Origin of the sequence: Mycobacterium conspicuum, from assembly GCF_010730195.1 — a bacterium.
In the GTDB taxonomy this organism is placed as follows: Bacteria; Actinomycetota; Actinomycetes; order Mycobacteriales; family Mycobacteriaceae; genus Mycobacterium; species Mycobacterium conspicuum.
On record NZ_AP022613.1, the window covers coordinates 3704409 to 3729675 of the forward strand.

General features: G+C 67.9%; 23 protein-coding genes. 11 read left to right on the forward strand and 12 right to left on the reverse strand.

Translation table 11 applies throughout. The annotated features are described in order from the left end of the window. Window positions 1–2: 2 nt before the first annotated feature. Window positions 3–1232 (reverse strand): ornithine--oxo-acid transaminase, encoded by a 1230-nt coding sequence (gene rocD, locus G6N66_RS17160; protein WP_085231323.1) that lies wholly within the window; start codon window positions 1230–1232, stop codon window positions 3–5. Then, window positions 1229–2071, reverse strand: a complete 843-nt coding sequence (gene ddaH, locus G6N66_RS17165) for a dimethylargininase (protein WP_085231322.1) — start codon at window positions 2069–2071, stop codon at window positions 1229–1231. The genes rocD and ddaH overlap by 4 nt, the downstream gene beginning before the upstream one ends. A gap of 122 nt (window positions 2072–2193) precedes the next feature. Here ddaH and G6N66_RS17170 point away from each other — a divergent pair, with 122 nt between their 5' ends. Next, window positions 2194–2640, forward strand: a complete 447-nt coding sequence (locus G6N66_RS17170) for an Lrp/AsnC family transcriptional regulator (RefSeq protein WP_085231321.1) — start codon at window positions 2194–2196, stop codon at window positions 2638–2640. A 75-nt stretch (window positions 2641–2715) separates the two neighbouring features. On the opposite strand, the gene G6N66_RS17175 is transcribed toward G6N66_RS17170, so the two are convergent. Genes G6N66_RS17175 through G6N66_RS17185 form a run of 4 tightly spaced genes read right to left on the reverse strand, consistent with a single transcriptional unit; the run spans window position 2716 to window position 7835 of the window. After that, a complete protein-coding gene (locus G6N66_RS17175) occupies window positions 2716–4494 on the reverse strand; it encodes a sulfatase-like hydrolase/transferase (protein ID WP_085231320.1) in 1779 nt (592 codons plus the stop codon). Beyond that, window positions 4487–4930, reverse strand: a complete 444-nt coding sequence (locus G6N66_RS29035) for an SRPBCC family protein (RefSeq protein ID WP_139825042.1) — start codon at window positions 4928–4930, stop codon at window positions 4487–4489. Before G6N66_RS29035 ends, G6N66_RS17175 begins: the two co-directional genes overlap by 8 nt. 5 nt (window positions 4931–4935) lie before the next feature. After that, window positions 4936–5793 carry an energy-coupling factor transporter transmembrane component T family protein gene (locus G6N66_RS29040; protein WP_139825041.1) on the reverse strand — a complete coding sequence of 286 codons (858 nt, stop codon included), beginning with the start codon at window positions 5791–5793 and terminating at the stop codon, window positions 4936–4938. Continuing rightward, window positions 5790–7835: an ATP-binding cassette domain-containing protein gene (locus tag G6N66_RS17185; protein WP_232079342.1), complete on the reverse strand. Its 2046-nt coding sequence runs from the start codon at window positions 7833–7835 to the stop codon at window positions 5790–5792. The genes G6N66_RS29040 and G6N66_RS17185 overlap by 4 nt, the downstream gene beginning before the upstream one ends. 114 nt (window positions 7836–7949) lie before the next feature. Here G6N66_RS17185 and G6N66_RS17190 point away from each other — a divergent pair, with 114 nt between their 5' ends. Together G6N66_RS17190 and G6N66_RS17195 are read left to right on the forward strand one after the other, a co-directional pair. Further along, window positions 7950–8462, forward strand: a complete 513-nt coding sequence (locus G6N66_RS17190; RefSeq protein WP_085231318.1) for a MarR family winged helix-turn-helix transcriptional regulator — start codon at window positions 7950–7952, stop codon at window positions 8460–8462. 52 nt (window positions 8463–8514) lie between these two features. Then, window positions 8515–10725 carry an ATP-binding cassette domain-containing protein gene (locus G6N66_RS17195; RefSeq protein WP_085231317.1) on the forward strand — a complete coding sequence of 737 codons (2211 nt, stop codon included), beginning with the start codon at window positions 8515–8517 and terminating at the stop codon, window positions 10723–10725. On the opposite strand, the gene G6N66_RS17200 is transcribed toward G6N66_RS17195, so the two are convergent. Beyond that, entirely contained in the window at window positions 10709–11275 is a 567-nt protein-coding gene (locus G6N66_RS17200) for a methyltransferase family protein (RefSeq protein ID WP_085231316.1), read from the reverse strand. The two genes, G6N66_RS17195 and G6N66_RS17200, sit on opposite strands and share 17 nt — an antisense overlap. Before the next feature lie 95 nt (window positions 11276–11370). Between G6N66_RS17200 and G6N66_RS17205 the strand changes: the two genes are divergently transcribed. Further along, window positions 11371–13308 (forward strand): acyl-CoA dehydrogenase family protein, encoded by a 1938-nt coding sequence (locus tag G6N66_RS17205; RefSeq protein WP_085231315.1) that lies wholly within the window; start codon window positions 11371–11373, stop codon window positions 13306–13308. 9 nt (window positions 13309–13317) lie between these two features. Here G6N66_RS17205 and G6N66_RS17210 read toward each other — a convergent pair whose 3' ends face one another. Further along, window positions 13318–13782 (reverse strand): LppP/LprE family lipoprotein, encoded by a 465-nt coding sequence (locus G6N66_RS17210; protein ID WP_085231335.1) that lies wholly within the window; start codon window positions 13780–13782, stop codon window positions 13318–13320. A 387-nt stretch (window positions 13783–14169) separates the two neighbouring features. On the opposite strand from G6N66_RS17210, the gene G6N66_RS17215 reads away from it, so the two are divergent. Next, entirely contained in the window at window positions 14170–18240 is a 4071-nt protein-coding gene (locus G6N66_RS17215) for a molybdopterin-dependent oxidoreductase (RefSeq protein ID WP_085231314.1), read from the forward strand. 116 nt (window positions 18241–18356) lie between these two features. Further along, window positions 18357–18677 (forward strand): hypothetical protein, encoded by a 321-nt coding sequence (locus G6N66_RS17220; protein ID WP_232079343.1) that lies wholly within the window; start codon window positions 18357–18359, stop codon window positions 18675–18677. On the opposite strand, the gene G6N66_RS17225 is transcribed toward G6N66_RS17220, so the two are convergent. After that, window positions 18668–19270, reverse strand: a complete 603-nt coding sequence (locus G6N66_RS17225) for a TetR/AcrR family transcriptional regulator (RefSeq protein WP_085231313.1) — start codon at window positions 19268–19270, stop codon at window positions 18668–18670. The genes G6N66_RS17220 and G6N66_RS17225 overlap by 10 nt on opposite strands. A 92-nt stretch (window positions 19271–19362) precedes the next feature. On the opposite strand from G6N66_RS17225, the gene G6N66_RS17230 reads away from it, so the two are divergent. The 5 genes from G6N66_RS17230 to G6N66_RS17250 all read left to right on the forward strand — a co-directional run bounded on the left by G6N66_RS17230 (window position 19363) and on the right by G6N66_RS17250 (window position 23606). Further along, a complete protein-coding gene (locus G6N66_RS17230; protein ID WP_085231312.1) occupies window positions 19363–19893 on the forward strand; it encodes a DUF4242 domain-containing protein in 531 nt (176 codons plus the stop codon). Continuing rightward, complete coding sequence (locus G6N66_RS17235) at window positions 19890–20936, forward strand: acyl-CoA dehydrogenase family protein (protein ID WP_085231311.1); 1047 nt, start codon at window positions 19890–19892, stop codon at window positions 20934–20936. The genes G6N66_RS17230 and G6N66_RS17235 overlap by 4 nt, the downstream gene beginning before the upstream one ends. Then, a complete protein-coding gene (locus G6N66_RS17240) occupies window positions 20912–21631 on the forward strand; it encodes an ABC transporter ATP-binding protein (protein ID WP_085231310.1) in 720 nt (239 codons plus the stop codon). Before G6N66_RS17235 ends, G6N66_RS17240 begins: the two co-directional genes overlap by 25 nt. After that, entirely contained in the window at window positions 21628–22794 is a 1167-nt protein-coding gene (locus G6N66_RS17245) for an ABC transporter substrate-binding protein (RefSeq protein WP_085231309.1), read from the forward strand. The genes G6N66_RS17240 and G6N66_RS17245 overlap by 4 nt, the downstream gene beginning before the upstream one ends. A 68-nt stretch (window positions 22795–22862) precedes the next feature. Further along, entirely contained in the window at window positions 22863–23606 is a 744-nt protein-coding gene (locus G6N66_RS17250; RefSeq protein ID WP_085231333.1) for an ABC transporter permease, read from the forward strand. Between the two features lie 8 nt (window positions 23607–23614). On the opposite strand, the gene G6N66_RS17255 is transcribed toward G6N66_RS17250, so the two are convergent. From G6N66_RS17255 to G6N66_RS17265, 3 genes are read right to left on the reverse strand one after another with little or no spacing between them, the layout of a single operon-like run. Next, window positions 23615–24109, reverse strand: coding sequence for a CAP domain-containing protein (locus G6N66_RS17255; RefSeq protein ID WP_139825037.1), 495 nt, complete (start codon window positions 24107–24109; stop codon window positions 23615–23617). Window positions 24110–24135: 26 nt separating this feature from the next. Continuing rightward, a complete protein-coding gene (locus tag G6N66_RS17260) occupies window positions 24136–24690 on the reverse strand; it encodes a hypothetical protein (RefSeq protein WP_085231307.1) in 555 nt (184 codons plus the stop codon). Beyond that, window positions 24687–25262: an Mce protein gene (locus tag G6N66_RS17265; protein ID WP_232079344.1), complete on the reverse strand. Its 576-nt coding sequence runs from the start codon at window positions 25260–25262 to the stop codon at window positions 24687–24689. The genes G6N66_RS17260 and G6N66_RS17265 overlap by 4 nt, the downstream gene beginning before the upstream one ends. Window positions 25263–25267 lie beyond the last annotated feature (5 nt).

Consider the following 25267-nt stretch of genomic DNA (forward strand, 5'->3'; position numbering starts at 1 on the left):
TATCAGGCCTGGCTCAGCACGGCGGCGAACTGGGCGATCGCCCAGTCGATCTCCTCGGCGGTGATCACCAGCGGCGGCGCGAACCGCAGCGTCGAGTCGTGGGTGTCTTTCACCAGCACGCCCCGCTCGGCCAAGCGCAGGCTGACCTGCTTGCCGGTCGCCAGCGTCGGGTCGATGTCGACGCCCGCCCACAGTCCCAGCCCGCGCACCGCCGTCACGCCGTGCCCGATCAGTCCCCGCAGCCGCGCGTGCAGGCGCACACCCAACTCACGGGAGCGGGCCTGGAACTCTCCGCGCTCCAACATGGCGACCACGCGGGTGCCGATCGCCGCGGCCAGCGGGTTGCCGCCGAACGTCGAGCCGTGTTCGCCGGGATGCAGCACGCCGAGGACGTCGCGGTCGGCCACCACCGCGGACAGCGGAACCACGCCGCCGCCGAGCGCCTTACCGAGTAGGTAGACGTCGGGCACCACGCCCCAGTGGTCGCACGCGAACGTATAGCCGGTGCGAGCCAGCCCCGACTGGATCTCGTCGACGATCATCAGCACCTTGCGCTGGCGGCACAGCGCGCGGACGGCCGGCAGGTAGTCGTCGGGCGGGACGATGATGCCCGCCTCGCCCTGGATCGGCTCGAGCAGCACGGCGACGGTGCGCTCGTCGATGGCGGCGGCCAGCGCCTGGGCGTCGCCGAACGGCACCGAGCGGAATCCCGGTGTGAACGGCCCGAATCCGCCGCGCGCGACCGGGTCCGACGAGAAGCTGACGATGCTGATCGTGCGGCCGTGAAAGTTGTTGTCCGCCACGACGATGTTCGCCCGGCCCTCGGGCACGCCCTTGACGTCGGCCCCCCACTTGCGCGCGACCTTGAGGCCGCTCTCGACGGCTTCGGCACCCGAATTCATCGGCAGCACCATGTCTTTTCCGCACAACCGCGCCAGCGCGGCGCAGAACGGCCCGAGCCGGTCGGAGTGAAACGCGCGACTGACCAGGGTCACGCTGTCGAGTTGGGCGTGCGCGGTCGCGGTGATCTCGGGGTTGCGGTGGCCGAAGTTGACCGCGGAGTAGGCGGCCAAAAAATCCAGGTAGCGGCGACCGTCGACGTCGGTGATCCACGCGCCCTGAGCACTCGCCGCGACCACCGGCAGCGGCGAATAGTTGTGCGCCGCATGCCTTTCCACCAAATCGATGGCGGCTTCGGATTCGAGCGCCGGGCGAGCCCCGAGAATGGTCACGCAAACACCTCCAAGGTGCAACATTTGACGGATCCGCCGCCCTTGAGCAGCTCGGACAGATCGACGCCGACCGGTTCGAAGCCCGCATCCGCGAGCTGCTCGGCGAAACCCGTTGCGGCGGCGGGTAATACAACATGCAGACCGTCGGAGACGACATTCAGTCCCAGCACATAGGCGTCGGCGCTGCCCACCACGATGGCGTCGGGGTACAGCGCGCACAGTCGTCGCTGCGCCGCCGCGCTGAATGCCGGTGGGTAGTACGCGATCGTGTGGTCATCGAGAACGGCCAGTGCGGTATCGAGGTGGTAGAAGCGCGGGTCCACCAGTTCGAGGGATACCACCGGCATGCCCAGCATGGACGAGATCTCGCCATGCGCGCGCGGGTCGGTGCGGAAGCCGTAACCCGCCAGCACCGTCTGGCCGGCGAGCAGCAGATCGCCCTGCCCCTCGTTGACATGCCGGGTGGTCACCGGCCGATACCCGCGCGACGCCATCCACGCGGCGTACGCCCTCGACTCGCCGGCGCGCTCGGCGAACCGAAAGCGTGCGACGACGGCGATGTCGTTGGCGATGAACCCGCCGTTGGCCGCGTAGACCATGTCGGGCAGGCCGGGCACCGGTTCGACCAGATCGACGGCGTGGCCGAGCTCGACGTAGGTCTGGCGCAGGCTTTCCCATTGCGCCCGCGCGGCGGCGTGGTCGACGGACGCGCCGACGTCCATCCAGGGGTTGATCGCGTATTCGACGGCGAAGAAGGTCGGCGGCGTCATGGCATACCGGCGCGGCGAGGGGCTGCGCTTCGTGGCCTCGGCGACGGCAGCGACATAGAAATCCGTCATGAATCAACGATATTTAGCGGTCATCGCACAAGCAAACGACGGCTATTGCGTGCCTAGGGCAGATTTATTGCGCTACAGTGGAATATCCAGCGATTTGTTGTGCGGAGAGAGCGGGAGGGCCGATGTACCGGTTGGACACCAGCGACGAGCGCATCCTCGCCGAACTGGCCGAGCACGCGCGCGCGACGTTCGCCGAGATCGGAGAAAAGGTGAACCTGTCCGCGCCGGCCGTCAAGCGCCGCGTCGACCGGATGCTCGATGCCGGCGTGATCAAGGGCTTCACCACCGTCGTCGACCGCAACGCGCTGGGCTGGAACACCGAGGCCTACGTCCAGGTGTACTGCCACGGCACGATCGCGCCCGATCAGTTGCGCGCGGCGTGGGTGGACATGCCCGAGGTGGTCAGCGCCGCGACGGTGACGGGCACCTCCGACGCGATCCTGCACGTCCTCGCGCGCGACATGCAACACCTGGAGGCAGCCCTGGAGCGCATCCGCGCCAGCGCCGACATCGAGCGCAGCGAGAGCATTGTCGTGCTGTCGAACCTCATCGACCGGATGCGGTCATAAGGCCTTCGGCGACAACGGCATTGACTCTGCGGTGAGGGCGGGGTCTTCTCGAACTTTGTCACCATGGCCGCAGAGTCAACGCCGCCGCCGCAGGCCTGCCAGCCTTGACGGCACCGCGTTCGACGTCCGGCGAGATGCGTAGGGCCACGGAACATTTCGATCGGGCACGCAATCGGCTCGAACTTGCTTCAGCTGCATGAGCAGGTGCCCACGCAGCTCGTCCAGATTCGGATCCGTCCAGCGATTGACGGCTTCGACAGGGTCCAGGCTCAGGTCGTAGAGCTCCCACTGATCGTCGACGGGCGACGTCCGGTAAGCGTCGCCGCCCAGCCCGTTGGCCGCCAGGTGACGCACCCCCGGCTCGGTCCAGGTGCCCGGGTCGTCGAACGTGCGGACCAGCTTCCACAGGTGACCGTCGACGCGCACCACCAGACCTTCGAAGTTCGAGCCTACATGCGCGGGTATCCGGATACGCAGCGGCGCAGGCGGATTCACCGTCCGTTTGAGGCGGCGCGCCAGACCCGAAGCGCCGCTATCGCCTTCGAGCATGTTGTCGCGAGTCATGATGTAGACGGCCCGCGCCTCGTCGGCATCAGCGCCGTCCACCACCGGCATGAGGTTGCGGCCGGGCAGGTCGTGCACCTCGGAGAACGACTCCCCCAACGTCGCCGCGACCGCGTCGACGTCGACGCCCGCGGCCCCCAGCAGCGTCGGGACCACGTCGACGTGCGACGTCGGCGCGGTCACCACGCGGGGCGTCGTGGCCTGCGCGCCGATGCGCGCGATCACGAACGGCACCCGGGTGGCTTCGTCGTACAGGTTGAACCACTTCTGGTGCAGCCCACCGTGGGCGCCGAGCAGATCGCCGTGATCGGCCGTGCGCACCAGCACCGCGTTCGTGGACCCTCCGTCGGTGACCGCCCGCCGCACCCGGTCGATCGGACCATCGACCTCGGCGTGCAGCCGGTAGTACAGGTCGCGGTAACGCTGGGCGTAGCGGTCATAGGTCAGGTTGATCGCGGGCGCGGGGCCGTAACCCGAGTAGTAGGCCTCGCGGAAGGCGATCTGCGCCGCCGGCTTGGTCGACAGATCCTCGTCGGCGGTGGGTGCGGCGGGCACCGGCGGTGGGTCCAGCGGTGACGGCCGCACCGGACCGCGCAGCGCCCAGGTCGGAAACAGCACGATGTCATGGGGATTCACGAAGCTGGCTACGAGCAGGAACGGACGCATCGCGGCGGGGTCGCCGGTGCCGCGCCGAGCGTAGCGGTCCTTCAGCCAGGCGACCACGCGCTCGGCGATCAGCGGATCGCGCCGAATTCCGGCGTTGGCCAGCAGCGCCCCGTGCGGTTCCGGGCCGACCCATCCCGAAAAACCGAACGGCCCCAACGGATCCGCCTCTAGGTAGCGCCGCACCGCGGCGGGATCGACCACGCCGTCGTCGTCGTTGGTCGCCAGCGGACGGCCGGAAGCCGGGTCGATCAGATCCGCGTGCGAGATGTGCCATTTGCCGTCGTAGTGGGTGTCGTATCCCGCCGCCCGGAACCAGTTGCCCAGTGTCGGCACCTCACCCGGGCGCAGCCAGCGCATCCGGGAGTCGTCGGCCGTCTTGCCGATGCCGTCGGTCTGGGTGACCCCGTGCAAGTCCGGGTAGTGTCCGGTGAAGATGGTCGGGCGGCTGGGCACGCAGGCCAACGAGCCGGTGTAGTGCCGATCGAAACGGACGCCGTGATCGTCGAACCACTTGCGGCCGGCCAACATTCGGTCGCGCCAAGCCAACAGGGCAGGCGTCTCATAGGGCGGCACCGCGCGTTCCTCGTCGGTCATGATCACGATGACGTCGGGTCGATCAGACACGCGTATTCTCCAATCGGTCCGCCAGCCCGGTCAGCATCGAATCGGACTGTCGTGCGAGAAGTAGGCATACGGCTCGTTCGGCCAGCGTGAATCGAGACCCGATGTCGACCGTGCTGGTCAGCGTCACCGCGGTGGAGCCCGCGCCGGCGGCAAGCGTCCACCGGTTTGTCACCCGGCGCAGGAAGCGGGGCAACCCTTCGATGTCGTATGCCAGCGAGCGCGGCGGGTCGAACTCGGTAATGCGCTCCACGAGGGCATCGCGTCTGATTTGGACGCGCCGGGCGGTGCCGATCGGCCCGCCGCCGGGACCGGAAAACAGGATGCACGAGTGGTCGGCGTTGGGCGCCCACGCGCTGATCGAGCCGAAATCGGCGAGCACATCCCAGATTTCTTGCGCGCGAGCCGCGATGGTCCGGCTCCGGTGAATGTCGGCCACGCGCCCTACATCAACGACAAGCCGTGAAACATGGTCTCGATTGCGATGGCCGCGCCGCTGGCCGCGAGGGTGACCCCCAGCGCCACCCAGTCCGCCATTTTCGGTCGCGCCGGATTGGCGGACAGTTGACCGGTGCCGCCGCGGGCGGTGATGGCGTCGCCCATTTCGTCGGCGCGCCGCAGCGTCACGGTCAGCGCGGCGGCGAGCAGGTCGATCAGCTCCAGGGCGTGCCGGCGGCGACGGGCCTTGCGGCTGCGTGGGATGCGTTTGGGCCGCAGCCGCCGCGCCGCGTAGAGGACCTGGAACTCGTCGATCAACATCGGGAAGGCACGCAGCGCGAGCGCCAGCGCCACCGCCCATTCGTCGACGGGGATCCGCAGGAGCCGCAGCGGGCGGCCCAAAGTTGCCAGCGCAGGCCCGATTTCGGCGACGTTGGTGGTCCAGGACACCATGGCGCCCAACCCGAGGAGCACGATCGTCAGCGCGGTGATCCGCAGAAAGTGCAGCGTTCCGCCCAGCGCGATGTGCAGGCCGAAGATCGACAGCACCGGGCTGCCACCGGCCAGCGCCGCGGTGCCGCCGCCGAGGGCGAGGACGAACCAGAGCCACCGCGGCATCGACGGCAGCGCCCCGCGCGGGATGCGCGCGATGCGGGCCGCCGCCAGCACCAGCGCCGCCACCAGGCCGATGGTCACCCAACCCGGATAGAACGTCAGCAGCACCGAAACACCAAAGACGACTAGCAGTTTGGTGCCGGCCCACAAATCGTGGATGGTCGAGGTTCCGGGTACCGGGATCAGCAGCACCACCGGGCGCGCGGTCCGTCGGGCCCGACGTTGATCGGTGAACGAGGTGTTGCTCACGGCACCCCCTCCACCGCGGGTGAAACGGATTCCAGCACGCCGTCGCGCAGCTGCAGGGTTCGCGGGCAGAGGTCCTCCAGCCCGGCGAAGTCGTGCGAAATCACCACCACGGTCAGGCCGCGTTCGCGGCGCAGGTCCTCGAGCAGCCGCAGCAGGCCGCGCTGGCTGGCGGCGTCCAACCCGGCCAGCGGTTCGTCGAGGATCAGCGCGCGGGGCGAACACGCGAGCAGCCCGGCCAGCACCACCCGGCGCATCTGGCCGCCGCTGAGTTGGTCGATGCGCCGCTTGGCCAGCGCGGGATCGAGCCCGACGACGGCCAGCGCCGCCGCCACCCGGTCTTCGTCGCGAGGCGAAAAGCCCGCCGCGGAAGCAACTTCCGAATCGACCCGGCTGCGCATCAATTGCAGCCGGGCGGCCTGGAACGACAACGCCACCGCGCCGACCCGCTCGTAGGTGGGCCGGCCATCGACCAGGCAGTCGCCGCGGGTGGGCACCGTCAGCCCCGCCATGATCCACGCCAGCGTCGACTTGCCCGAGCCGTTACCGCCGTGGATCAGTACCCCGTCGCCCTGCTCCACCACGACGCTGACGTCGCGCAGCGCGGTCTTGGCCCACGGGGTTCCGCGGCCGTATTCGTGCCCGACGCCGATGAGTTCAAGCGCCGGCGCCTGCCCGCGGCGCCCCGTGAACACGGTCGGCGCGGGCGGCTGTACGGCCTCGACCATGTCGGTGTTGTCGGGCGAGTCGCTGAGGTTGATGGTGCGGTCGGCGGACGCGGCCTCGTTGTTGTAGTGCGTGATGTGCACCAGCGCGGTCCGGTGCCGCTTCGTCAGCCCGGACAGCACGCCCAGCAGGGCGCCGCGGCCCTGCTGGTCGACCATGGTGGTGACCTCGTCGGCGATGAGCAGCGCCGGCTCGCGGGCCAGCGCGGCGGCCAGCGCCAGGCGCTGCAGCTCGCCGCCGGACAGGCTTCCGGTGTCGCGTTCGGCGAGATCCTCGAGGCCGACCTCGCCCAGCAGCCGCCCCACGTCGACGTTGGTGCCCGGCGGCAACCCCCACACCACGTCGTCGGCGACCCGGGTGCCCAGCACCTGGCTTTCGGGGTGTTGCAGCACGACCGCGGTGCCGCCCGGTTTGCCCAGGCCCACCGCGCCGGGGCGTGCCACGGTGCCCGACGTGGGTTCCCGGCCGGCCAGGATCAGCATCAGCGTCGTCTTGCCGGAGCCGTTGGACCCGGTGACCGCGACGTGCTCGCCGACGTGCAGGTCCAGGCTCACCTCGCGCAGGGCGTCTTGGTCGGCGCGCGGGTATCGGAAGCGCACCTTGTCCAGCCGCACCGGAACGGGTCCGACCGGGGCGCCGTGCAGGCTGGGGTCAGGTGCGTCCAGCTTGTGCACGTCGGGGATGCCGCGCATCCGCTCCAGCACCCGCGACAACGCCCACCAACCGATCAACGACACGACCAGAACCTGCACGACGGACGACGCCAGCACGACCGACGGCCAGTACTGCAGCCCCATCGCGAAGTAGCGCTTCAGCAGGGCGGCGGCCCCCTGCAGGTGCATCCAGGTCAGGGCCGACGCGATCCCGTCCACGTTCGCGGTGACCGCCTTGAAAATCAGGTACCGCAGCCGGGTGAGCACGGCCAACGCGACGACATTGCCGACGCCGGAAAGGACGCCGGCGACCAGCGCCGTGACGATCACCGTCGGCATGCCGCGCCGGGTGCGTTTGACGACTCCGGTGAGCCCGCCGATGTAGGCGCTGTTGCCGACCGCCATCAGGCCGCCGAGGCCGGCGATCAGAAAGGCAATCATCCCGGCAGCAACGGTCGCGGCGATCAGCACGCGCAGGCGATACCGGAAGGCCAGCAATCCCATCGGCACGGTGCCCAGCAGCGCCAGACCCGCCGCGAACGGGACGACGACGGAAATGATCGCGGTCGCCGCGCACAGCGCCGCCAGCACCGCGGCCTGTGCCAACTCGACCGGTTGCAGCGGCCCACTCCGACGATGCGCTCGAAGAGCGGAGGGGACGGCCACCTCATCGATTCTGCCAGGCCGCGGCACTAAGTCGCTGCAGCACACCGTGTGACATCGGTTTTCTAACTAAAGGTGTATTGGCCTCGCTTAGCAAAGCTATGCAACGATGGATGGATGAATCCGTCGGCCACCGCCCAGCCCGCCAGCAAGAAGGCCGGCGTCGGCGACACCGCGCCCGTCGAGCCCGGCCAGGGCTTGGGAGCGGATCTGCTCGCGGTGGTCGCGCGGCTCAACCGGCTCGCCACCCAGCGCATTCAGATGCCGTTGCCGTCGGCGCAGGCTCGGCTGTTGGCCACCATCGAAGCCCAGGGCGATGCGCGAATCGGTGATTTGGCCGCCGTCGATCACTGTTCGCAACCGACCATGACCACACAGGTGCGGCGGCTCGAGGAGGCCGGCCTGGTTACCCGGACCGTCGACCCAGCCGATGCCCGGGCCGTCCGAATCCGGATCACGCCCGCCGGGATGCGCACCTTGAACGCCGTGCGCATCGACCGCGCCGCGGCGATCGAGCCGCAACTCGCGCGGCTCGATGCGGCGGATCGCCAAGTCTTGGGGGATGCGGTGGAGGTGTTGCGCCGACTCCTCGACAATGCCTCGGCCGCGTTTGGCCGTAATACGCCCTGATCAGCGCACACCCCTGGTGCAGTGAACAGATGCAGCGGGTAGACACGTAGTCATGCGGACCGAGGAGATGTCGGGCGCCGTCCCCGCCTCGCCGCTGACCGTGTGGGTCGGGCCGACGCGGTATGACTTCCGGCCCGGCAACCGCGACATCATCGTGGGGTTCGGCAGCCAGTGCGACATCCCGCTGGATTCCCCGGGCGCCCCGGCATCCTTGGCCCGCCCGGTTCTGGCGCTGCGGTTCACCGGCACTCATTGGGTGGCGATCGACCAGAGCCCCGACGGCATCTTCGTTGACGGCGCCCGCGTGTCGATGATCGACATCCGTGACGGCCAGGCAATCACGGTCGGCGATCCGCGGCGGGGTCCGCGGTTGATCCTCGGCGTGGGTCCCGCCGTCGCGCCGCCTGCGCCGGACAAACACGCCCCGACCCAGCGGACCACTCAGCGGATGCGGCTGCCGACGCAGCCTTTACCGCCCCCACCTCCCCCGGCACCGCCGACGACGCCGATCCCCGCACCCGCGCGGGAACGGCCCGAAAGCTCACGCTTGATCGAGCAGATGAGCACCACGAAGCTGCCCGCGGTTCATCCACCGCCCGCGGAAGCGAACACGACGAGCCGGTTGCCGTTGAAGCCGGGCGCGCGCACCGCCGGGGTGACCGCGTATGCGCTCGGGCTGACCGCCGACGGACAACAGCTGCTCACCGACGTGTCGTTCATCGCGCGCCCGGGCACGTTGACCGCGGTCATCGGGCCGTCGCCGGTGCGCAATTCCGAGTTGCTCGGCCTGCTCGCCGGGACCCGCCGGCCCGTCTCCGGCACCGTCACCGTCGACGAGCACGATGTGCACGCCGAACCCGAGCTGATGCGCACCCGCATCGGGATCGTGTCGCACGACGACCGTGCCCACCCGAACCTCACGGTGGAACGCGCGTTGGGATACGCGGCCCGGCTGCGGCTGCCGCCGGACACGCCCGCCGAGCACCGCAACCGGGTGGTCGACCAGGTTCTCGACGAGCTCGGGCTGACGGAGCTGCGCGGAACCCGGATCGGCAAGTTGGCGCCCGAGATGCGCCGGTTGGCGTCGATGGCGGTCGAATTGATCACCAGGCCAACGCTGCTCGTGGTCGAGGACCCCAGCGCCGGACTGGATGCGACGCAGGAGCAGCAGGTGCTGGCGATGCTGCGCCGCCAGGCCGACCTCGGGTGCGTCGTCGTGGTCGCTCTGACGTCGCAGCCCTCGCTGACGCAGCTGGCCATGTGTGACCAGGTGCTGCTGCTCACCCCGGTGGGCAAGCTGGCCTTCGCGGGCCCACCCGCACAGATCGAGTCCGCGGCGGGCGCCGGCGACTGGCCGCAGATCATCGCGCGGGTGAGCGCCGGACCGCCGGCGGACCCCCCCAAGGTGGCGGAACCCGCGCCGCCGCCGGCGGGGCTCTCCATGCAGCAGCAGATCCGGGTGGTGGCCGCTCGCCAGCTCCGCCTGCTGTGGGCCAACCCCGGCTACTTCCTCTTCCTGGTGCTGCTGCCGTTCGCGCTGGCCGGGCTGACGCTGCTGATTCCCGGCCATTCCGGCCTGGACCGGGCCGCCGCGAACAGCGCCAGCCCGCATGAAGCCGTCGAGATCCTGGCGGCGCTCAACATCGCCGCTGTGCTGCTGGGCACCTCGCTGACCATTGGCGACCTGGTCGGACAGCGTCGCATCTTCCTTCGCGAGCAGGCGGTCGGGCTGACGACGTGGGCGTACGTATCCGCCAAACTCGTCGTGTTCGGTGCGGTCGCCGCCGTCCAGGCGGGGATCCTGACCGCGATGGTGATCGGCGTCAAGGGCGGACCCGCACACCGTGCGGTCCTGCTGCACAACCCCGACGTCGAGCTCTACCTGGCGGTCGCCGCGACGGCCGTCGTTTCGGCGATCGTCGGGCTGGCGCTGTCGTCGTTGGGCAACTCGCTGCGCGAGGTGCTGCCCCTGGTCGTGCCGGTTGTCCTGGCATCGCTGCTGTTCGACGGCGGGCTGGTGCCTCTGGTGGGCACGTGGGGCTTCGACCAGATTTCCTGGTTCGTCCCGGCGCAGTGGGGTTTCGCGGCCTCGGGGTCCACCGTCGATCTGCACCGCGTCGACACGCTGGCCACCAACGCGCTGGTGTGGACGCACTATTCGGGCTGGTGGGTGTTCGACATGGTGATGCTGTGCGCGTTTGGCGCGCTGGCGGCCGGTTTCGTCCTGTTCCGCCTGCGGTCACGGGCTACATATAACGCCTGACGCGGCCGCAGTACTCGGCGTATTCCTGGCCGTAACGCTGCCGCATGAACGCCTCCTCGCGTAACACCTGCCGATGAAACAGGACGGCCGCGAACGCCAGCGCGACGACGGTGGTCCAGCTGGGGAACGCCAGGAACTGGCCGTACAGGAACAGGAAGAAGCCGACATAGATCGGGTTGCGGCTCACCGCGAAGATGCCCGTCGTCACCAGCCGACCCGGCTGATCGGTGTCAATGCCGACCCGGAAGCTGCTGCCGAACGACGCCAGGCTCACCGCCAGAATCAGGACCCCGCCCACACAAAGCCCCACGCCGACCCAAGCCGCGGCGGTGGACCGGAAAAACCTGTCGGTGATGGCCAGGGGCCAGCCGAACGCGCTGGCGAACAACGAATAGAAGTAGAACAGCGCCACCGGCGGTAGCAGGAAGTCGGTTTTGTCGATCTTCCCGAAATGCATTGCGCGAGTGCCGGTTCGGCGCAGCAGCAGAACTCTGCCGACGACCGTGCCCATCAGCAGCACGATCATCAAGGCAGCGACTTTCTGCGGCATCGTCCTCTAGTGTGCGCGCGCCCGGTCCGAAACGGGAGGGCAGGCCGACGCGCTGGGTCTTTCCCGCCCCACGAGCGGCGCGTTACGGTCGGATGATGGCGCCAAACATGACAAACATTGCCGAACACCTGCGCGACACGTTGGACGGGCGTTGGCGCGACGTAAAGAACCAAACCCGCGCCCGGCTAGAGGACGAGGCATTCCGCCCGCACTACACCCCAAACACGGCGATCGCGCGCGCCAAGGTATTCGAGCAGATGAAGCTGCTCACCGCGGCGGGCATCGCCGACGAGGGATTCCGCAAGGAGCACGGCGGCACCGGGAACGTCGGCGCGGCGATCACGATGATCCAGATGCTGGCGATGTCGGATCTGTCCCTGATGGTGAAAGCCGGCGTGCAATGGGGCCTGTTCGGCGGCGCCGTGGAGAACCTCGGCACCGAACGCCACTTCGACTACGTACAGAAAATCATCGACCTCGAGCTGCGTGGCTGTTTCGGGATGACCGAGACGGGACACGGCAGCGACGTTCAGTCGCTGGAGACCACCGCGACCTACGACGCCGAGACCCAGGAGTTCGTCATCAACTCCCCCACCCCGACGTCGCGCAAGGACTACATCGGCGGAGCGGCCGAGACCGCAACCATCGCAGCCGTTTTCGCGCAGTTGATCACCACCGAAGACGGCGCGCCGGTCAATCATGGCGTGCACTGCGTGCTGGTCCCGATCCGCGACGACGACGGCAACGATCTGCCCGGTGTGACGACGTCGGACTGTCACTACAAGGGCGGCCTGCCGGGCGTCGACAACGGGCGCCTCATGTTCGACCATGTCCGCGTCCCGCGGGAGAACCTGCTGAACAAGTACGGCGACGTCGCACCGGACGGCACCTACAGCTCGCCGATCGACAACCCCAATCGCCGGTTCTTCACCATGATCGGCACGCTGATTCGCGGCCGGGTTACCGTGGGCGGCAGCGCCGGCGCGGCCACCCAGGTCGCACTGGACATCGCCACCCGATATGCGTTGCAGCGCAAGCAATTCAGCGCACCCGACGATGGTGGCGAGGTGTTGATCATGGACTACCTGGTGCACCAGCGTCGGCTGTTTCCTTTGATCGCACGGTCTTACGCGCTGCAGTTCGCGCAGAACGAGCTGGTGTCCAGGTGCCACGATCTGCAAACGTCGGATGTCGCCGACGCCGACGAGCAGCGCGAGTTGGAAGCCCGTGCCGCCGGGTTGAAGGCGGCCAACACCTGGCACGCCAGCAGGGCCATCCAGGAGGCCCGGGAGGCGTGCGGTGGCGCGGGGTACATGGCCGAAAACCGGCTGATCGCGCTGCGGGGCGACACCGACGTGTTCACCACCTTCGAGGGCGACAACCATGTGCTGACCCAGTTGGTCGCCAAGGAGCTGCTGACCGCCTACGCCGACGACATCAAAAGCATGAGCCCGGTCGAGTGGGTTCGCTTCGCCGCCAACACCGTTGGCGAGCGGGTGATGAAACGTACTGCGGCCGAAGCGATTATGCAGCGGATCGTCGATGCCCGGCAGGACAGCGAGGAAGAGGGCAGCCTGTTCAACCGCGGCACTCAGGTCAACATGTTCGAGGAGCGCGAGAACTATCTACTGTCGTCGGTCGCGCGCCGGTTACAGGGCAAGTCCAAAGAGATGTCGGCGTTTGACGCGTTCAATGCGGTGCAGGATCACGTGCTGCACGCGGCGACAGCGCACATCGACCGGGTGGTGTTGGAGGCCTTCGTCGCCGGGATCGAGTCCTGCCCGGACGCCAAAGCCCGCGAGCTGCTGGAGCTGGTGTGCGACCTGTACGCGCTTTCGGTGATCGAGGAAGACAAGGCCTGGTACATCGAACACACCTACCTGTCCACCGAGCGCGCCAAGGCGGTCACCCGCGGCATCAACGATCGGTGCCGCAAGTTGCGTCCGTACGCCAAGACGTTGGTCGACGGCTTCGGCATCCCCGAGCCGCTGCGCTACGCCGAGATGCTGCACCCGGAGAACCTGCCGGACTGAGCCTGCGCGCTACTGGTGCGGAATCTTGCCGAGCGCCTGTAGCTTGCCGTCGGGCCCGATCTCGAACTTCACGGTCCCGGAGCCGGACGGGCAGCACGCCTGATCGCTGCCGACCCGCCACCGGTACTGAACCGTGACGGTGTCATCGCTGGGCGGCAGCACCGCGATGTAGGGCTTCGGGTTAGGGGTGGGTGAGCCCAGCGGGATGTTGTGGTCGAAGAACAACAGCTGCTGAGGGGTGGACTCGTCGGCGATGCTGGGGATGATCTGCACCCAATTCAGGCGGCACTTCTTGGTGTGCCCCCGCGCGATTTCGACCCAGATCGAACCGGGCACCAGGACGGGAACCGAGGCGATCGCCTGCCGCACCGTATCGTTCGTCGGCCCGTCGGACGCTTTGCAGGTGTCGGAGGGTGGCGACGAGTGGGGTGGCTTTGACCCGCATGCCCCGACCAGTAGGGCCGCCACGATCAGCAGGATCGTGACTAGCTGACGACGCACACGGTGAGCTTAGCGAAGACTGTGAATGTCCCCCCTGTTTCGTCAAAAGCCCCGTTGCAGCGGGCATCGTTCGCGTCGTCGGGGGTAACCTCGGTGCTACTTCGGGAGGTCAAAGTCGACCCGCGATGACCTGGGCCAACGGTGCTTTTGTCGCCACTTCACCGCTACGCCCCGGGCGTTGTGAGAAAGCCGTAAAACGGCGGAAGCACCGGATATCCGGTCCTGAAACATCCTTGTCGCACGATTGCGCCGAGTCTTTTGCGCGCTTAAGACGCTTGAGAAAGGGACGTACGCGTGGCTGCGCCACCCACCGGGGACACCGTGAACACCCTCTGCGCCTATTGCGGCGTGGGGTGCGGCATGGTGTTGCAGATCACAACAGATCCCGAAAGCGGCCGCCGTCACATCGCCAAATCGATTGGCAAGAAAGATCATCCGGCCAATTTCGGTCGGCTGTGCACCAAGGGCGCAACCACCGCCGATCTCTTTCCGGCGCCCGGTAGGGCGGAGTCGGCGTACCTGCGGCCCGAGCGCGGCGAACCGCTGGAATCCATTGCGATGGACACCGCGATCACCCAATGCGCCAAGCGGTTGCGCGCCATCATCGACGAGCACGGACCGGACGCGTTCGCCATGTACGTGTCCGGGCAGATGTCGCTCGAAGCGCAGTATCTGGCCAACAAGTTGACCAAGGGCTTCATCGGCACCAACCAGATCGAGTCGAACTCGCGACTGTGCATGGCCGGCGCCAGTTCGGGTTACAAGCTGTCTTTCGGCGCCGACGGGCCGCCCGGGTCGTACGACGACTTCGATTCGGCCGACGTCTTCTTCGTCATCGGCGCCAATATGGCTGACTGCCATCCCATCTTGTTCCTGCGGATGATGGAGCGGGTCAAGGCGGGCGCCAAGTTGATCGTCGTCGACCCGCGCCGCACCGCGACCGCGGACAAGGCCGACCTGTTCTTACCGATCGCCCCCGGTACCGATCTGGCGTTGCTCAATGGGCTGCTGCACCTGATCGTCGAAAGCGGACACACCGACGACGAGTTCATCTCGGAATTCACCGAGGGCTGGGAGGAGATGCCGAGTTTCCTGCAGCAATTCGCACCCGACGCGGTCAGCGAAATCACCGGCCTGCCAGCCGAAGACATCCGCACCGCGGCGCGCTGGATCGGCGAAGCCGCCAACTGGGTGAGCATCTGGACGATGGGGCTCAACCAAAGCACCCACGGCACCTGGAACACCAACGCGATCTGCAACCTGCACCTGGCCACCGGCGCGATTTGCAAGCCCGGCAGCGGGCCGTTCTCGCTCACCGGGCAGCCCAACGCGATGGGCGGACGCGAAATGGGTTACATGGGGCCGGGTCTGCCCGGCCAGCGGACGGTGACCTCGGCCGAAGACCGTGAATTCGTCGAAGAACAGTGGGGCATTCCCCGCGGCTCGTTGCGCACCGATGTCAGCGACGGTGTGATCGACATGTTCTCTCGCATGGCCGAAGGAGAGATCAAGGCGTGCTGGATCATCTGCACCAATCCCGTTGCCACCGTGGCCAATCGGAAGACCGTGCTCGCCGGCCTGGAGAAGGCCGAATTGGTGATCACTCAGGATGCGTTCGTGCACAACGAAACCAACGAGTACGCCGACGCGGTACTGCCGGCCACACTGTGGACCGAATCCGACGGGGTGATGGTCAACTCCGAGCGCAACCTGACCCTGTTCCAGAAAGCCATCGACCCGGTCGGGGAAGCGCTGCCGGACTGGCAGATCATCGCCCGGATCGCCTGCGCGATGGGGTATTCGGAGTCGTTCAGCTATCGGTCGGCCGAAGAAGTATTCGACGAAATCAAGCGCTTCTGGAATCCCAAGACCGGCTACGACCTCCGCGGGATCAGCTACGACCGGCTGCGCAAGACTCCGGTGCAATGGCCGTGCCCAGCTGCGGAGAGCTCCGACCGCAACCCGATCCGCTACCACAACGACGGTGTCAGCCAGACGCAACTGATCCGCGACGACGGCAGCGTGCCCCGGTTGGCGTTCCCCACCGCGACCGGCCGTGCGATGTTCTTCGCCCGCCCGCACATGCTGCCGAAGGAGATGCCCGACACCGCATACCCGTTCCTGCTCAACACCGGACGCTTGGCGCACCAGTGGCACACGATGACCAAGACCGGGAAAATCGCCAAGCTGAACAAGCTCAACCCCGGGCCATTCGTCGAAATCCATCCCGAAGATGCCGTGCGGCTGGAAATTTGCGACGGCGACCGGGTGGAAATCGCGTCCCGCCGCGGCCGCGCCGTGCTGCCCGCCGTGATCACCGACCGGGTGCGTCGGGGCAACTGCTTTGCGCCGTTCCACTGGAATGACGTCTTCGGCGAATACCTTTCGATCAACGCCGTCACCAGTGATGCCGTCGACCCGATCTCGCGCCAACCGGAGTACAAGGCGTGCGCGATCAGCCTGACGAAGGTCAGCGCAAAGGTCGACATCGACACACCGGAGCCGCAGGCCGATCCGCGGCCGACCGACGGCTGGGTCTCCCGAATCGACGTTCTCGCCGAATTGCTCGGGGTGGCAAGCGAACCCGCGCCGCAGTTCGACCCGCAGGGGCGGTCCTACCTTACCGGCCTGGTCGCGGGGCTGCGCTCGGCGGGCGGCGTGCACACCACCGGCGTGCCCACCTTGCCGGCCAGCGCCCCGTTCGATGCCACCACGCGGCTGTGGGTGGACGGTCTGCTCGCGGGGCTATTCGCCCGCGCTCCCCACCTCGAATCGGTCGCGGCGACCGCGTCGCACCATGACGACGCAGCGCCCCAGCGGGCGCCGATCGCGCTGCTGTGGGCCTCGCAAACCGGCAACGCCGAAGAACTCGCCGCCGATGTGACCGCCCGGCTCGGCGCGGCCGGGCTGCAGGTCGCGTTGCGCAGCATGGACGACTTTGCTCCCGCCGACCTGATGAAAACATCTGAGCTGCTGCTGATTACCAGCACCACCGGGGACGGCGAACCGCCGGACAACGGTGCCGCGCTCTGGCGGGCGCTGTCGGCCGAAAATCACCCGCGGCTCCCCGGCACCCGCTACGCGGTGCTTGCACTCGGCGATTCCAATTACGACGACTTCTGCGGGCACGGGCGCAGGCTCGACGAGCGCCTGGCCGAGCTGGGAGCGATCCGCATTACCGACCGGGTCGACTGCGAGCCCGACTACGAGGACGCCGCAGCGAGCTGGGTCGCCAACCTTATCGACACACTGGCCCCCACCGCCGCTCCCGTTGCGGCGCCGGCGCGCCCGTCGAGCAGCCCCGCCCCAACCAAGTACACGAAGAAAGACCCACTGGTCACCAACCTGGTCCGCAACACCGTGCTCAGCCAACCACGGTCGGCAAAAGACGTGCGGCAGTTGGTGTTCAGCCTGCCCGAAGAGATCGTGAGCTACGAGGCCGGTGACGCGCTGGGCGTGTGGCCGCGCAACAGCGACCAGTCGGTCGACGAATGGCTATCGATCACCAGGCTGGACGGGCAGACCCCGGTCGAGGTCGGCGGACATGGTCTGATGTCGTTACGCTCGGCGCTCACCGAGCGGATCGAGATTACTCATATCAGCCGGGACCTGGTGCGGTTCGTGCAAGAGCGCACCGGCGACCGGCAACTCGCGGAGATGCTCAAGCCGGAAAACAAAGCCGCCCTGAGCAATTGGGTATGGGGTCGCCAGGCTATCGACCTGCTGGCACAGCATCCGGTCTCCGCCGCCGCGCACGAGTGGCTGCGGGTTCTCAAACGCCTTCAGCCGCGGCTGTATTCGATCTCGTCGAGCCCCAAACAGTACCCGGGCGAAGTTCACCTGACGGTGTCGCCGGTGCGTTACAACTTTCAGGGCGTCCCACGCCGGGGGGTGTGTTCGACCTACCTTGCCGACCGGTCCCCCGGCGAACCCGTCGCCGTGTATGTGCAGCCATCCAGCAATTTCCGGCCGCCGAGCGACCCGCACACGCCGATGATCATGGTCGGTCCGGGTACCGGTATCGCCCCGTTTCGCGGCTTCCTGCAGGAACGACGGGCGCTCGGCCACACCGGACCCAACTGGCTGTTTTTCGGCGAGCGGCACGCCGCGACCGACTACTACTACCGCGACGAGATCGAGCAGATGCGGGCCGACGGCTTCCTCACCGAACTGGACCTGGCCTTCTCCCGGGACCAGAGCCACAAGGTCTATGTGCAGCACCTGATGCGCGAGCGCGGAGCCCAGTTGTGGCGCTGGTTGGAAGACGGGGCGCAGCTGTACGTGTGCGGCAACGCCGACCCGATGGCCAAGGACGTCGACCAGGCCTTGTGCGAGATCGCCGCGCAGCACGGCAAACTTGGGCCGGACGCGGCGCGGGCGTATGTCCAGGCGTTAAGCGCCGACAAGCGCTACCACCGCGACGTTTACTGACGCCCGCGCGGCCGGGCGAATCCGTAATCCGCCGGAAACATTCCACACCCGCCGCTGAAACATCCTCGTCGCACGATTTCAGTTGAGACGATCTGTGCGCCCGAGGAGGGATCTGCGTGACCGCGGAGCACCACGGAGGGCACGCCGTGCACGGCGACTGCCCACTGCAGTGCTGGCTGCGGCGCGGCGACGCCAGCGACACCCGTCCTGAGAGTCCAACACGGATGCGTGACCATGTCGATTGGGCCGGGTTGCCGGTCAACCTGGACTTCGCTTTCTCCCAGCAACAGTGCGACAAGGTCTACCAGCAGCACCTGGCGCGCAAGCGCGGGGCGCAGCTGTGGCGATGGTTGCCCGACACCGCACACCTGTGCGTCTGCGAGGCCGTGACCGAACACGGCAACCTCGACTCGGACGCGGCGAGAGACTACGTCTGACGCTGGGCGTCGATGAGGCGCTCGGCCAGCGTCCGCGCCGCGGTCACGGGTTTGGTCGAACGCTCGATTTTGGAGCCGACCAGCCCACCGTCGTACAGGATCTGGATCTGTCCGGCCAGCATTGAGGGTTGTGCGGTCTGCGCGGCGCGCAGCAGGTCGGTCATGGTGGAGCGGACCCAGTCGCGGTGGGCGCGTACCGGTGCCAGCTCGGCGCCGGGAAATTCGGTGGCGGCGTTGGCGTACAAACAGCCCCGGTAGTCGCGGGCACGGGCGGCGGCGGCCGCCAGGTCGAAGAAGGCGAGGAGCTTGGCAACCGGATCGGTCAGCTCGGCGGTTCGCTCGTTCCAGCGGTTGCGATCAGCCTGATCCAATCGCTTTAGGTACGCGACTATCAACGCCTCCTTCGAGCCGAAACTGCTGTACAAGCTCGACTTGGCGACGTTGGCCTCGCGCAGGATCAGATCGATGCCGACCGCCCTAATACCTTGGTAGGCAAAGAGTTTCGTCGCTGTATCGAGGAGCCGCTCAGCCGGCCGGTCCGGAACTGGGTTAGTAGCGGCGCGGCCGCGGCGGGCGGTGGGGACCGTTGTCATGTGAGTAGCTTAACGCCATTCCCGTTCTGGACAGACCTGTCTGTCCGTGTGAATGTCGAAGCAGTCTGGTTCCGACGAATGGATGACACAACATGACGCTTTTCCTGTACGAGCTCGTTCCCGCACATCCGGACCGACCCGCCGTCGATGCTCTGCTCAAGACGCTCGACGCCGAACTGCACCGCTCCGGCGGCGAGTTGATCGAAGCGCAGGTGACCGCCGCGGCGGACCGTGTCTTCGCCGTCGCCGAGTTCTCCGCCGGCCCGCCCCAACTGCAGCCCCCGACGCTCGACGCCGCCGAAATCGAGGGACCGCACGCGGTGCGACTGGTCGGCGCTGAGCTGGCCGAGCTGAAAGCGCTTCGGCCGTCGGCCGGCTACCTGGTCGAGTGGGATCTGCCCGACGGTCTGGACATGGATTCCTACCTGGCCCGCAAACGGGCCAACTCCCCCAAATACGCCCAGGTGCCCGAGACCAGCTTTTTGCGCACCTACGTGCGCGAAGACATGGACAAGTGCCTGTGCCTGTACGACGCCCCCGACGAGGACGCGGTCCGCCGCGCCCGCCAGGCCGTGGAGACCCCATTCGACCGACTGCACGGTCTGCAAGGGCCGCTGCCGTGACCGTCACAGTGGCGGACGACCTACAGGCCGCGCTGCACCGCGTCACCGCCTCGGTCGGGGCGAGGGCCGCGGCGTTGGACGCGCACAGCACCGATGTCCGGGTCGACATCGCCGAGCTTGGTGGCGCCGGGCTGTTCGACCTCGGTCTCGACGACCGCCTGGACGACATGGTGCACGTGATCGACGAGGTGTCCACCTACAGCCTGGCGGTGGGATTCTCGGCGTGGGCGCACCGGATGGCGCTGCACTACCTGCATCTCGCGCCGGAGCAGCTGCGCGAGGCCCACCTGCCGCAGCTGCGGGCCGGAACGCGACCCGGGGTGACGGCCATGGCCGCCGGCCTCAAGCACGTCGCCGGGTTGGGCCCAGTGCCCATCGTCGCCGAACACGACGGCGCGCGTCTGCGTATCAGCGGCCCGATTCGCTGGGCGTCCAACGTGTTTCCCGACGCCCTGATCGTCGTGCCGGCAGCCGACCGCGACGGCCGAAGCTACGTGGTGGCCGTCGACGCCGACGCCGACGGCGTCATCGTCGACCCGCCGCCTCGGCTGATGGCGCTGGCGTCGACCGCGTCCACCTCGCTGCGACTGCAGGACGTCGCGGTGACGCCCGAGAAGATAGTCAGCACCGACCTGCATCAGTTCGTGCAGCAGATTCGCCCCACCTTCCTGCTGCTGCAAACGGCTTTCTGTGTCGGCGTGGGGCGGGCCGCCATCGCCGGCTCCGGTCAGCGCACCACCGGCCTCGGCGAGCAATTCGGCGCCGAGCTCACCGAGCTGACCGCCCGGGGCGACCGCCTGCATGCCCGGCTCTACCAGCTGGCCGCGGATCCGGCGCGCGCCGCCACCCCGGATCTGATCAGATTGCGCCTGGACGCCGCGACGCTGGCTGTCGAGGCCACGCGCCTCGAGCTGGCCCTGACCGGCGGCGCCGCGTACGCGCTGGGCACCGGCGCCAACCGCCGCTTTCGCGAAGCGGCGTTCCTGCCGATCCAATCTCCCTCGGAAGGACAGTTGCGGTGGGAACTCAGGCAGTACGAATAGCGTTAGGCACCAAGCACTTCAGCACTGGCGCGGCCTTGGTCGATGTCGACCTGGAGGTGATCTCCGGCGAATTCCTGGCGGTGCTGGGCCCCAGCGGCAGTGGCAAGTCCACACTGCTGCGTGTCTTGGCCGGTTTGGACACACTGACCGGCGGCGAGATCGTGTGGCCCGCCGACGGTGTCCGGCCGCGCATCGGGATGGTCTTCCAACAGCCGCTGCTGATGCCGTGGCTGACGGTAAGCGAAAACATCGTGTTCGCAACACGATTCGCCGCACAGCGGGGTGGCTTCGACCGGAGCTACCCTGCCGAGTTGACGGACCGGTTCGGCCTGAAGCCGCTGGCCGATCGTTACCCCGATCAGCTGTCCGGCGGGCAGGCGCAGCGGGTCGCGGTGCTGAGGGCGGTCGCGGCCCGGCCGAGGCTGTTGCTGCTCGACGAACCGTTCAGCGCGCTGGACCCGGCTACCCGTGCGGACCTGCAAAGCTGGCTGGGCGAGCTTGCGGGCGCGCTCGACGTGACGGTCGTACTGGTCACCCACGACGTCGACGAGGCCCTACGGCTTGCCGACCGCGTTGTGTTGTTGAGCGGCGGGCGGATCCGCAGTCAGTGGACGGTGTCCGAGCACCCAAGCCGTGAGCAGCTGCGCTCGGAGCTGCTCGATCAATACCGCGACCAGGCGGCGCCCGCGCTGTGACTCAACTGCTTTCGCGACGTCAGTTATTGGCCGGTGCCAGCGGGCTCGCCGCCGCCGGGGGGCTGTTCGGCGTCGCCGGTCTCGCGCGCAGCGCCGTGGAATCCCCGACCCACCCCCGCGCGCAGCTGCGCATCGGGTATCTGCCGATCACCGACGCGGCGCCGCTGCTGATCGCGCACAGCGCCGGGTTGTATCCGTCCGATGCGGTGAGCTCGGCGCGGCCGGTCCTGTTCCGGAGCTGGGCGGCGCTGGCCGAAGCGTTCATCACACGCCAAGTCGACATCGTTCACCTGCTCATGCCGATGGCGGTGCAGCTGCGGTATGCATTGGGCGGCGCGGTGCGGATCCTCGGCTGGAACCACACCAACGGTTCGGCGCTCACGGTCGCACCGCACGTGCGTGAGCTGTCCGAGCTGGCCGGCACGCAGGTCGGGATCCCGTTCTGGTGGTCGATTCACAACATCGTGCTGCAGCGTCTGCTGCGCGCGCACGGGCTCCGGCCGGTGGTGCGTCGCAGCGCCTCTCGGTCCGACGGCACGGTCGAACTGATCGTGATGAGCCCGTCGGACATGGTGCCGGCGTTGGCCAACGGCTCGATTGGCGGCTACGTGGTAGCCGATCCGTTCAATGCGGTCGCGCAAATCAAGAAGATTGGACGCATCGCCCTCTTCCTCGGTGACGTGTGGCGAGAACACGCTTGCTGCGTGCTGCTCGCGCACGAGGACGTGACGACGCGGCATCCCGAACAGGTGCAGGCTGTCACCGATGCCGTGGTCGCCGCGCAGCTTCGCATCGGCGCCGACCGTGGCGCGGCGGCCTCCGCGCTGGCGGGTCGGTACCTCCCGCAGCCCGTGGGGGCGATTCGGCTGGCGTTGACCTACCCCAAGCCGCCGTATCCGTTGGTGCATCCGGACTGGCAGCCGCAGCGCATCGGTTACCAGCCGTTTCCATTCCCGAGCTACACCGAGCGCTTGATCGAGGCGATGAGGGAGACCGTCGTGGACGGCAACCGCGATTTCCTCGAGCGACTCGACCCCGCGCGTGTGCACGGTGAGCTGGTCGACGACGTCTTCGTTCGGCGATCGCTCGACACGCACGGCGGGCCACAGGCTTTCGGCCTCGATCCGGCACTGACCAGAACCGAAGAGGTGCAATCGCTATGACCACTGACGCCGCCCCGATCAACCCCTTCACCACCGTCGCCGCCGCGTCGCCGGCGCGGCGCGCCCCAATGTTGCGGGGTTGGCTGGCACCACTGCTCGCGGCCGCCGCCTCGATCGGCCTGTGGTGGCTGGCCACCACGGTGTGGTCCGATCCCACCTCACTGCTGCGCCAGACCGCCCCGCAGCGAGTGATTCCCGCGCTGGACGGCTTGTTCACCCGCGGGGTGTTGCTGCCCGATACCGAGATCAGCCTGTGGCGGTTGCTGATTGGCCTGCTGGTGGCGGCGGTGATCGGCATCCCCGCCGGGTTGCTGGTGGGGATGAGCACCGCCGCCGAGCGGGCGGCGGCACCGATCGTGCAGTTCCTGCGGATGATCTCGCCACTGTCGTGGACCCCGATCGCGTTGGCGCTGTTCGGAATCGGCAATCAACCGGTGATATTTCTGATCGCGGCCGCTGCCGTCTGGCCGGTCATGCTCAACACCGCGGCCGGGGTGCACGCGATCGAGCCCGGATACCTCGACGTGGCCCGGTCCTTTCATGCCACCCGGATCGAACTGCTGACCGCCGTTGTCGTACCGGCCGTGCGCGGCCACATCCAGACCGGTCTGCGGTTGGCCTTGGGTATCGCCTGGGTGGTTCTGGTGCCCGCCGAGATGCTAGGTGTGCGTTCAGGTTTGGGCTATCAGATCCTCAACGCGCGGGACCAGCTCGCCTACGACCAAGTGGTCGCGGTGATCGTCGTCATCGGCGTGCTCGGGGCGGCGCTGGATTTCGTCGCGCGTCGCACGCTGGCGCCGCGCCGCGCCTGACGGTCACGTCACCGGATGGGCGGGGCCGGCTGTCCGTACATCGCCACGACGACGGTGCGGTCCAACGCGTTCTCCGACCACACCCCCATGACGGTATTGGCGCAGTCGCTCATGATTGCCATGGCGCCGGGGTCGTAATACCACTGCCTGATCAATTCCAGGTTGGTGATCGACAGGGCGGGATTGATCGCCACCGTCTGGGCGACCTTCCCGCGGAAACCCGCGCGGTCGGCACGGTCCTGCGGCGACGATCCGTCGGACCCGGTGTCACCGTTGATGTTTCGGTTGCCGAGCATGTCGTCCGCGTGCCATTCGGCGGCCAACGTCAGCGCGTTGTTCCGGTTGACGTCATTCGTGCAACCCGCATTGTGCTGGATGGTGTAGACGTCGGAGATGACCGCTCGGTTCAGGCTGTTGTTGTCGGCATGCGCGGTCGGGGCGCCCAATGTTCCTGCGCCCGAAAGGATCAACGCCACCGCCACCAGCCGGGCGCCAGCACGCATCCGGGTAACCATGCGAACCTCCCGCCTCACACCGGATCGAAGTGCGATACCAGCCATCGGCCGTTGACCTTGTCCAGCACCACCCGCACGACGGGCGTGGTGTCGGTGGGGACGCCTCCGCCGATCGTCACGGTTTGGTTGACGAACACCAGCACGACCGCGTGGCTGCCGGTCGCCGAAACCGACGCCGCCGCCGATGCTTTGGCCACCGCCGCAATGTGTTTGTCTTTGGCGCCCGGAATGACGACCTGGCGGGTCAGCTCGGTGTAGGCATCCTTGAATTCGCCGGTCAGCCGCTCGCGCGCGGCCCCGAGATCCTTGTCCACCGACTCGGGCTTATACGACAGCAAGGCGACCGCATCCTCGCTGCCGATGCGGACCGTTTCGGCGCGCAGCGCGGCGGAGTCCTCGGCCGAGTCGCCCAGCCACTTGAGATATCCCGTCGCAAGCGCCACCACCAGCGCCAGCCCGGGTAATACGCCATGGGCCAGGGCTCGCCTCCACTGAATCGACCGTCTTTGCGGAGCCGCGCTGATCTCGTCGATCTCGTCGTGTGTGGCGGCTCTGTCGAGTGTCGTCATGGCACGAACACCACGTTCGACACCTTGGCGCCGTCGCCGACGGTCTGGACGTCGATTCTCATGCGCCACTCCCGCGGCGACTGCTCGCCGGCCGCGGTCCGCGACTTCACCGCGACGGCGACCAGCACCTGAGCCGAATCGCGCTGCGAGGAGACCAGACCCGCTTCGCTGACCGTGCCTTCGGATTGCGACTGCGCCGCCTTGACGACCTCGACGAACGGCTTCGACCGCTTGGCAAAGTCGTCGCGAAACGCTCCGGTGGCCGAGTCGAGGATGCGCTGCACGTCTGCGTCGATCTCGGTGTAGCTGATCGTGGTGAGGTTCACCGCGCCTTGGCGGGCGGTCTGAACGAACAGGTCGCGGCGACCTTGCGCCTGGTGCTTGTCGTAGGCGCGATAGCCGAGCCAGCCCGCCAACCCGGTCAGCGTCGCAAGCGCCACGGCACTGACCACCAGCGCCGTGCCGACACGGGAAAGCCGCAGCCGGCGGCGCGGCGCGCGGTCCTCGGCGGTGACTTCCGTTGGGTCGCCGTCCTGTTCGGTGTTGTCGGCGTCCTCAGGTTCGACAGCCATGTTGT

Coding starts and splice junctions, on each gene's coding strand:
- G6N66_RS17230 (WP_085231312.1), top strand. CDS start 19,363: ATGACGCTTTTCCTGTACGAGCTCGTTCCCGCACATCCGGACCGACCC.
- G6N66_RS17225 (WP_085231313.1), bottom strand. CDS start 19,270: ATGACAACGGTCCCCACCGCCCGCCGCGGCCGCGCCGCTACTAACCCA.
- G6N66_RS17200 (WP_085231316.1), bottom strand. CDS start 11,275: ATGCCGCAGAAAGTCGCTGCCTTGATGATCGTGCTGCTGATGGGCACG.
- G6N66_RS17250 (WP_085231333.1), top strand. CDS start 22,863: ATGTTGCGGGGTTGGCTGGCACCACTGCTCGCGGCCGCCGCCTCGATC.
- G6N66_RS17260 (WP_085231307.1), bottom strand. CDS start 24,690: ATGACGACACTCGACAGAGCCGCCACACACGACGAGATCGACGAGATC.
- G6N66_RS17255 (WP_139825037.1), bottom strand. CDS start 24,109: ATGCGTGCTGGCGCCCGGCTGGTGGCGGTGGCGTTGATCCTTTCGGGC.
- G6N66_RS17195 (WP_085231317.1), top strand. CDS start 8,515: ATGCGGACCGAGGAGATGTCGGGCGCCGTCCCCGCCTCGCCGCTGACC.
- ddaH (WP_085231322.1), bottom strand. CDS start 2,071: ATGACGGATTTCTATGTCGCTGCCGTCGCCGAGGCCACGAAGCGCAGC.
- G6N66_RS17205 (WP_085231315.1), top strand. CDS start 11,371: ATGGCGCCAAACATGACAAACATTGCCGAACACCTGCGCGACACGTTG.
- G6N66_RS17265 (WP_232079344.1), bottom strand. CDS start 25,262: ATGGCTGTCGAACCTGAGGACGCCGACAACACCGAACAGGACGGCGAC.
- G6N66_RS17215 (WP_085231314.1), top strand. CDS start 14,170: ATGGTGTTGCAGATCACAACAGATCCCGAAAGCGGCCGCCGTCACATC.
- G6N66_RS17170 (WP_085231321.1), top strand. CDS start 2,194: ATGTACCGGTTGGACACCAGCGACGAGCGCATCCTCGCCGAACTGGCC.
- G6N66_RS17190 (WP_085231318.1), top strand. CDS start 7,950: ATGAATCCGTCGGCCACCGCCCAGCCCGCCAGCAAGAAGGCCGGCGTC.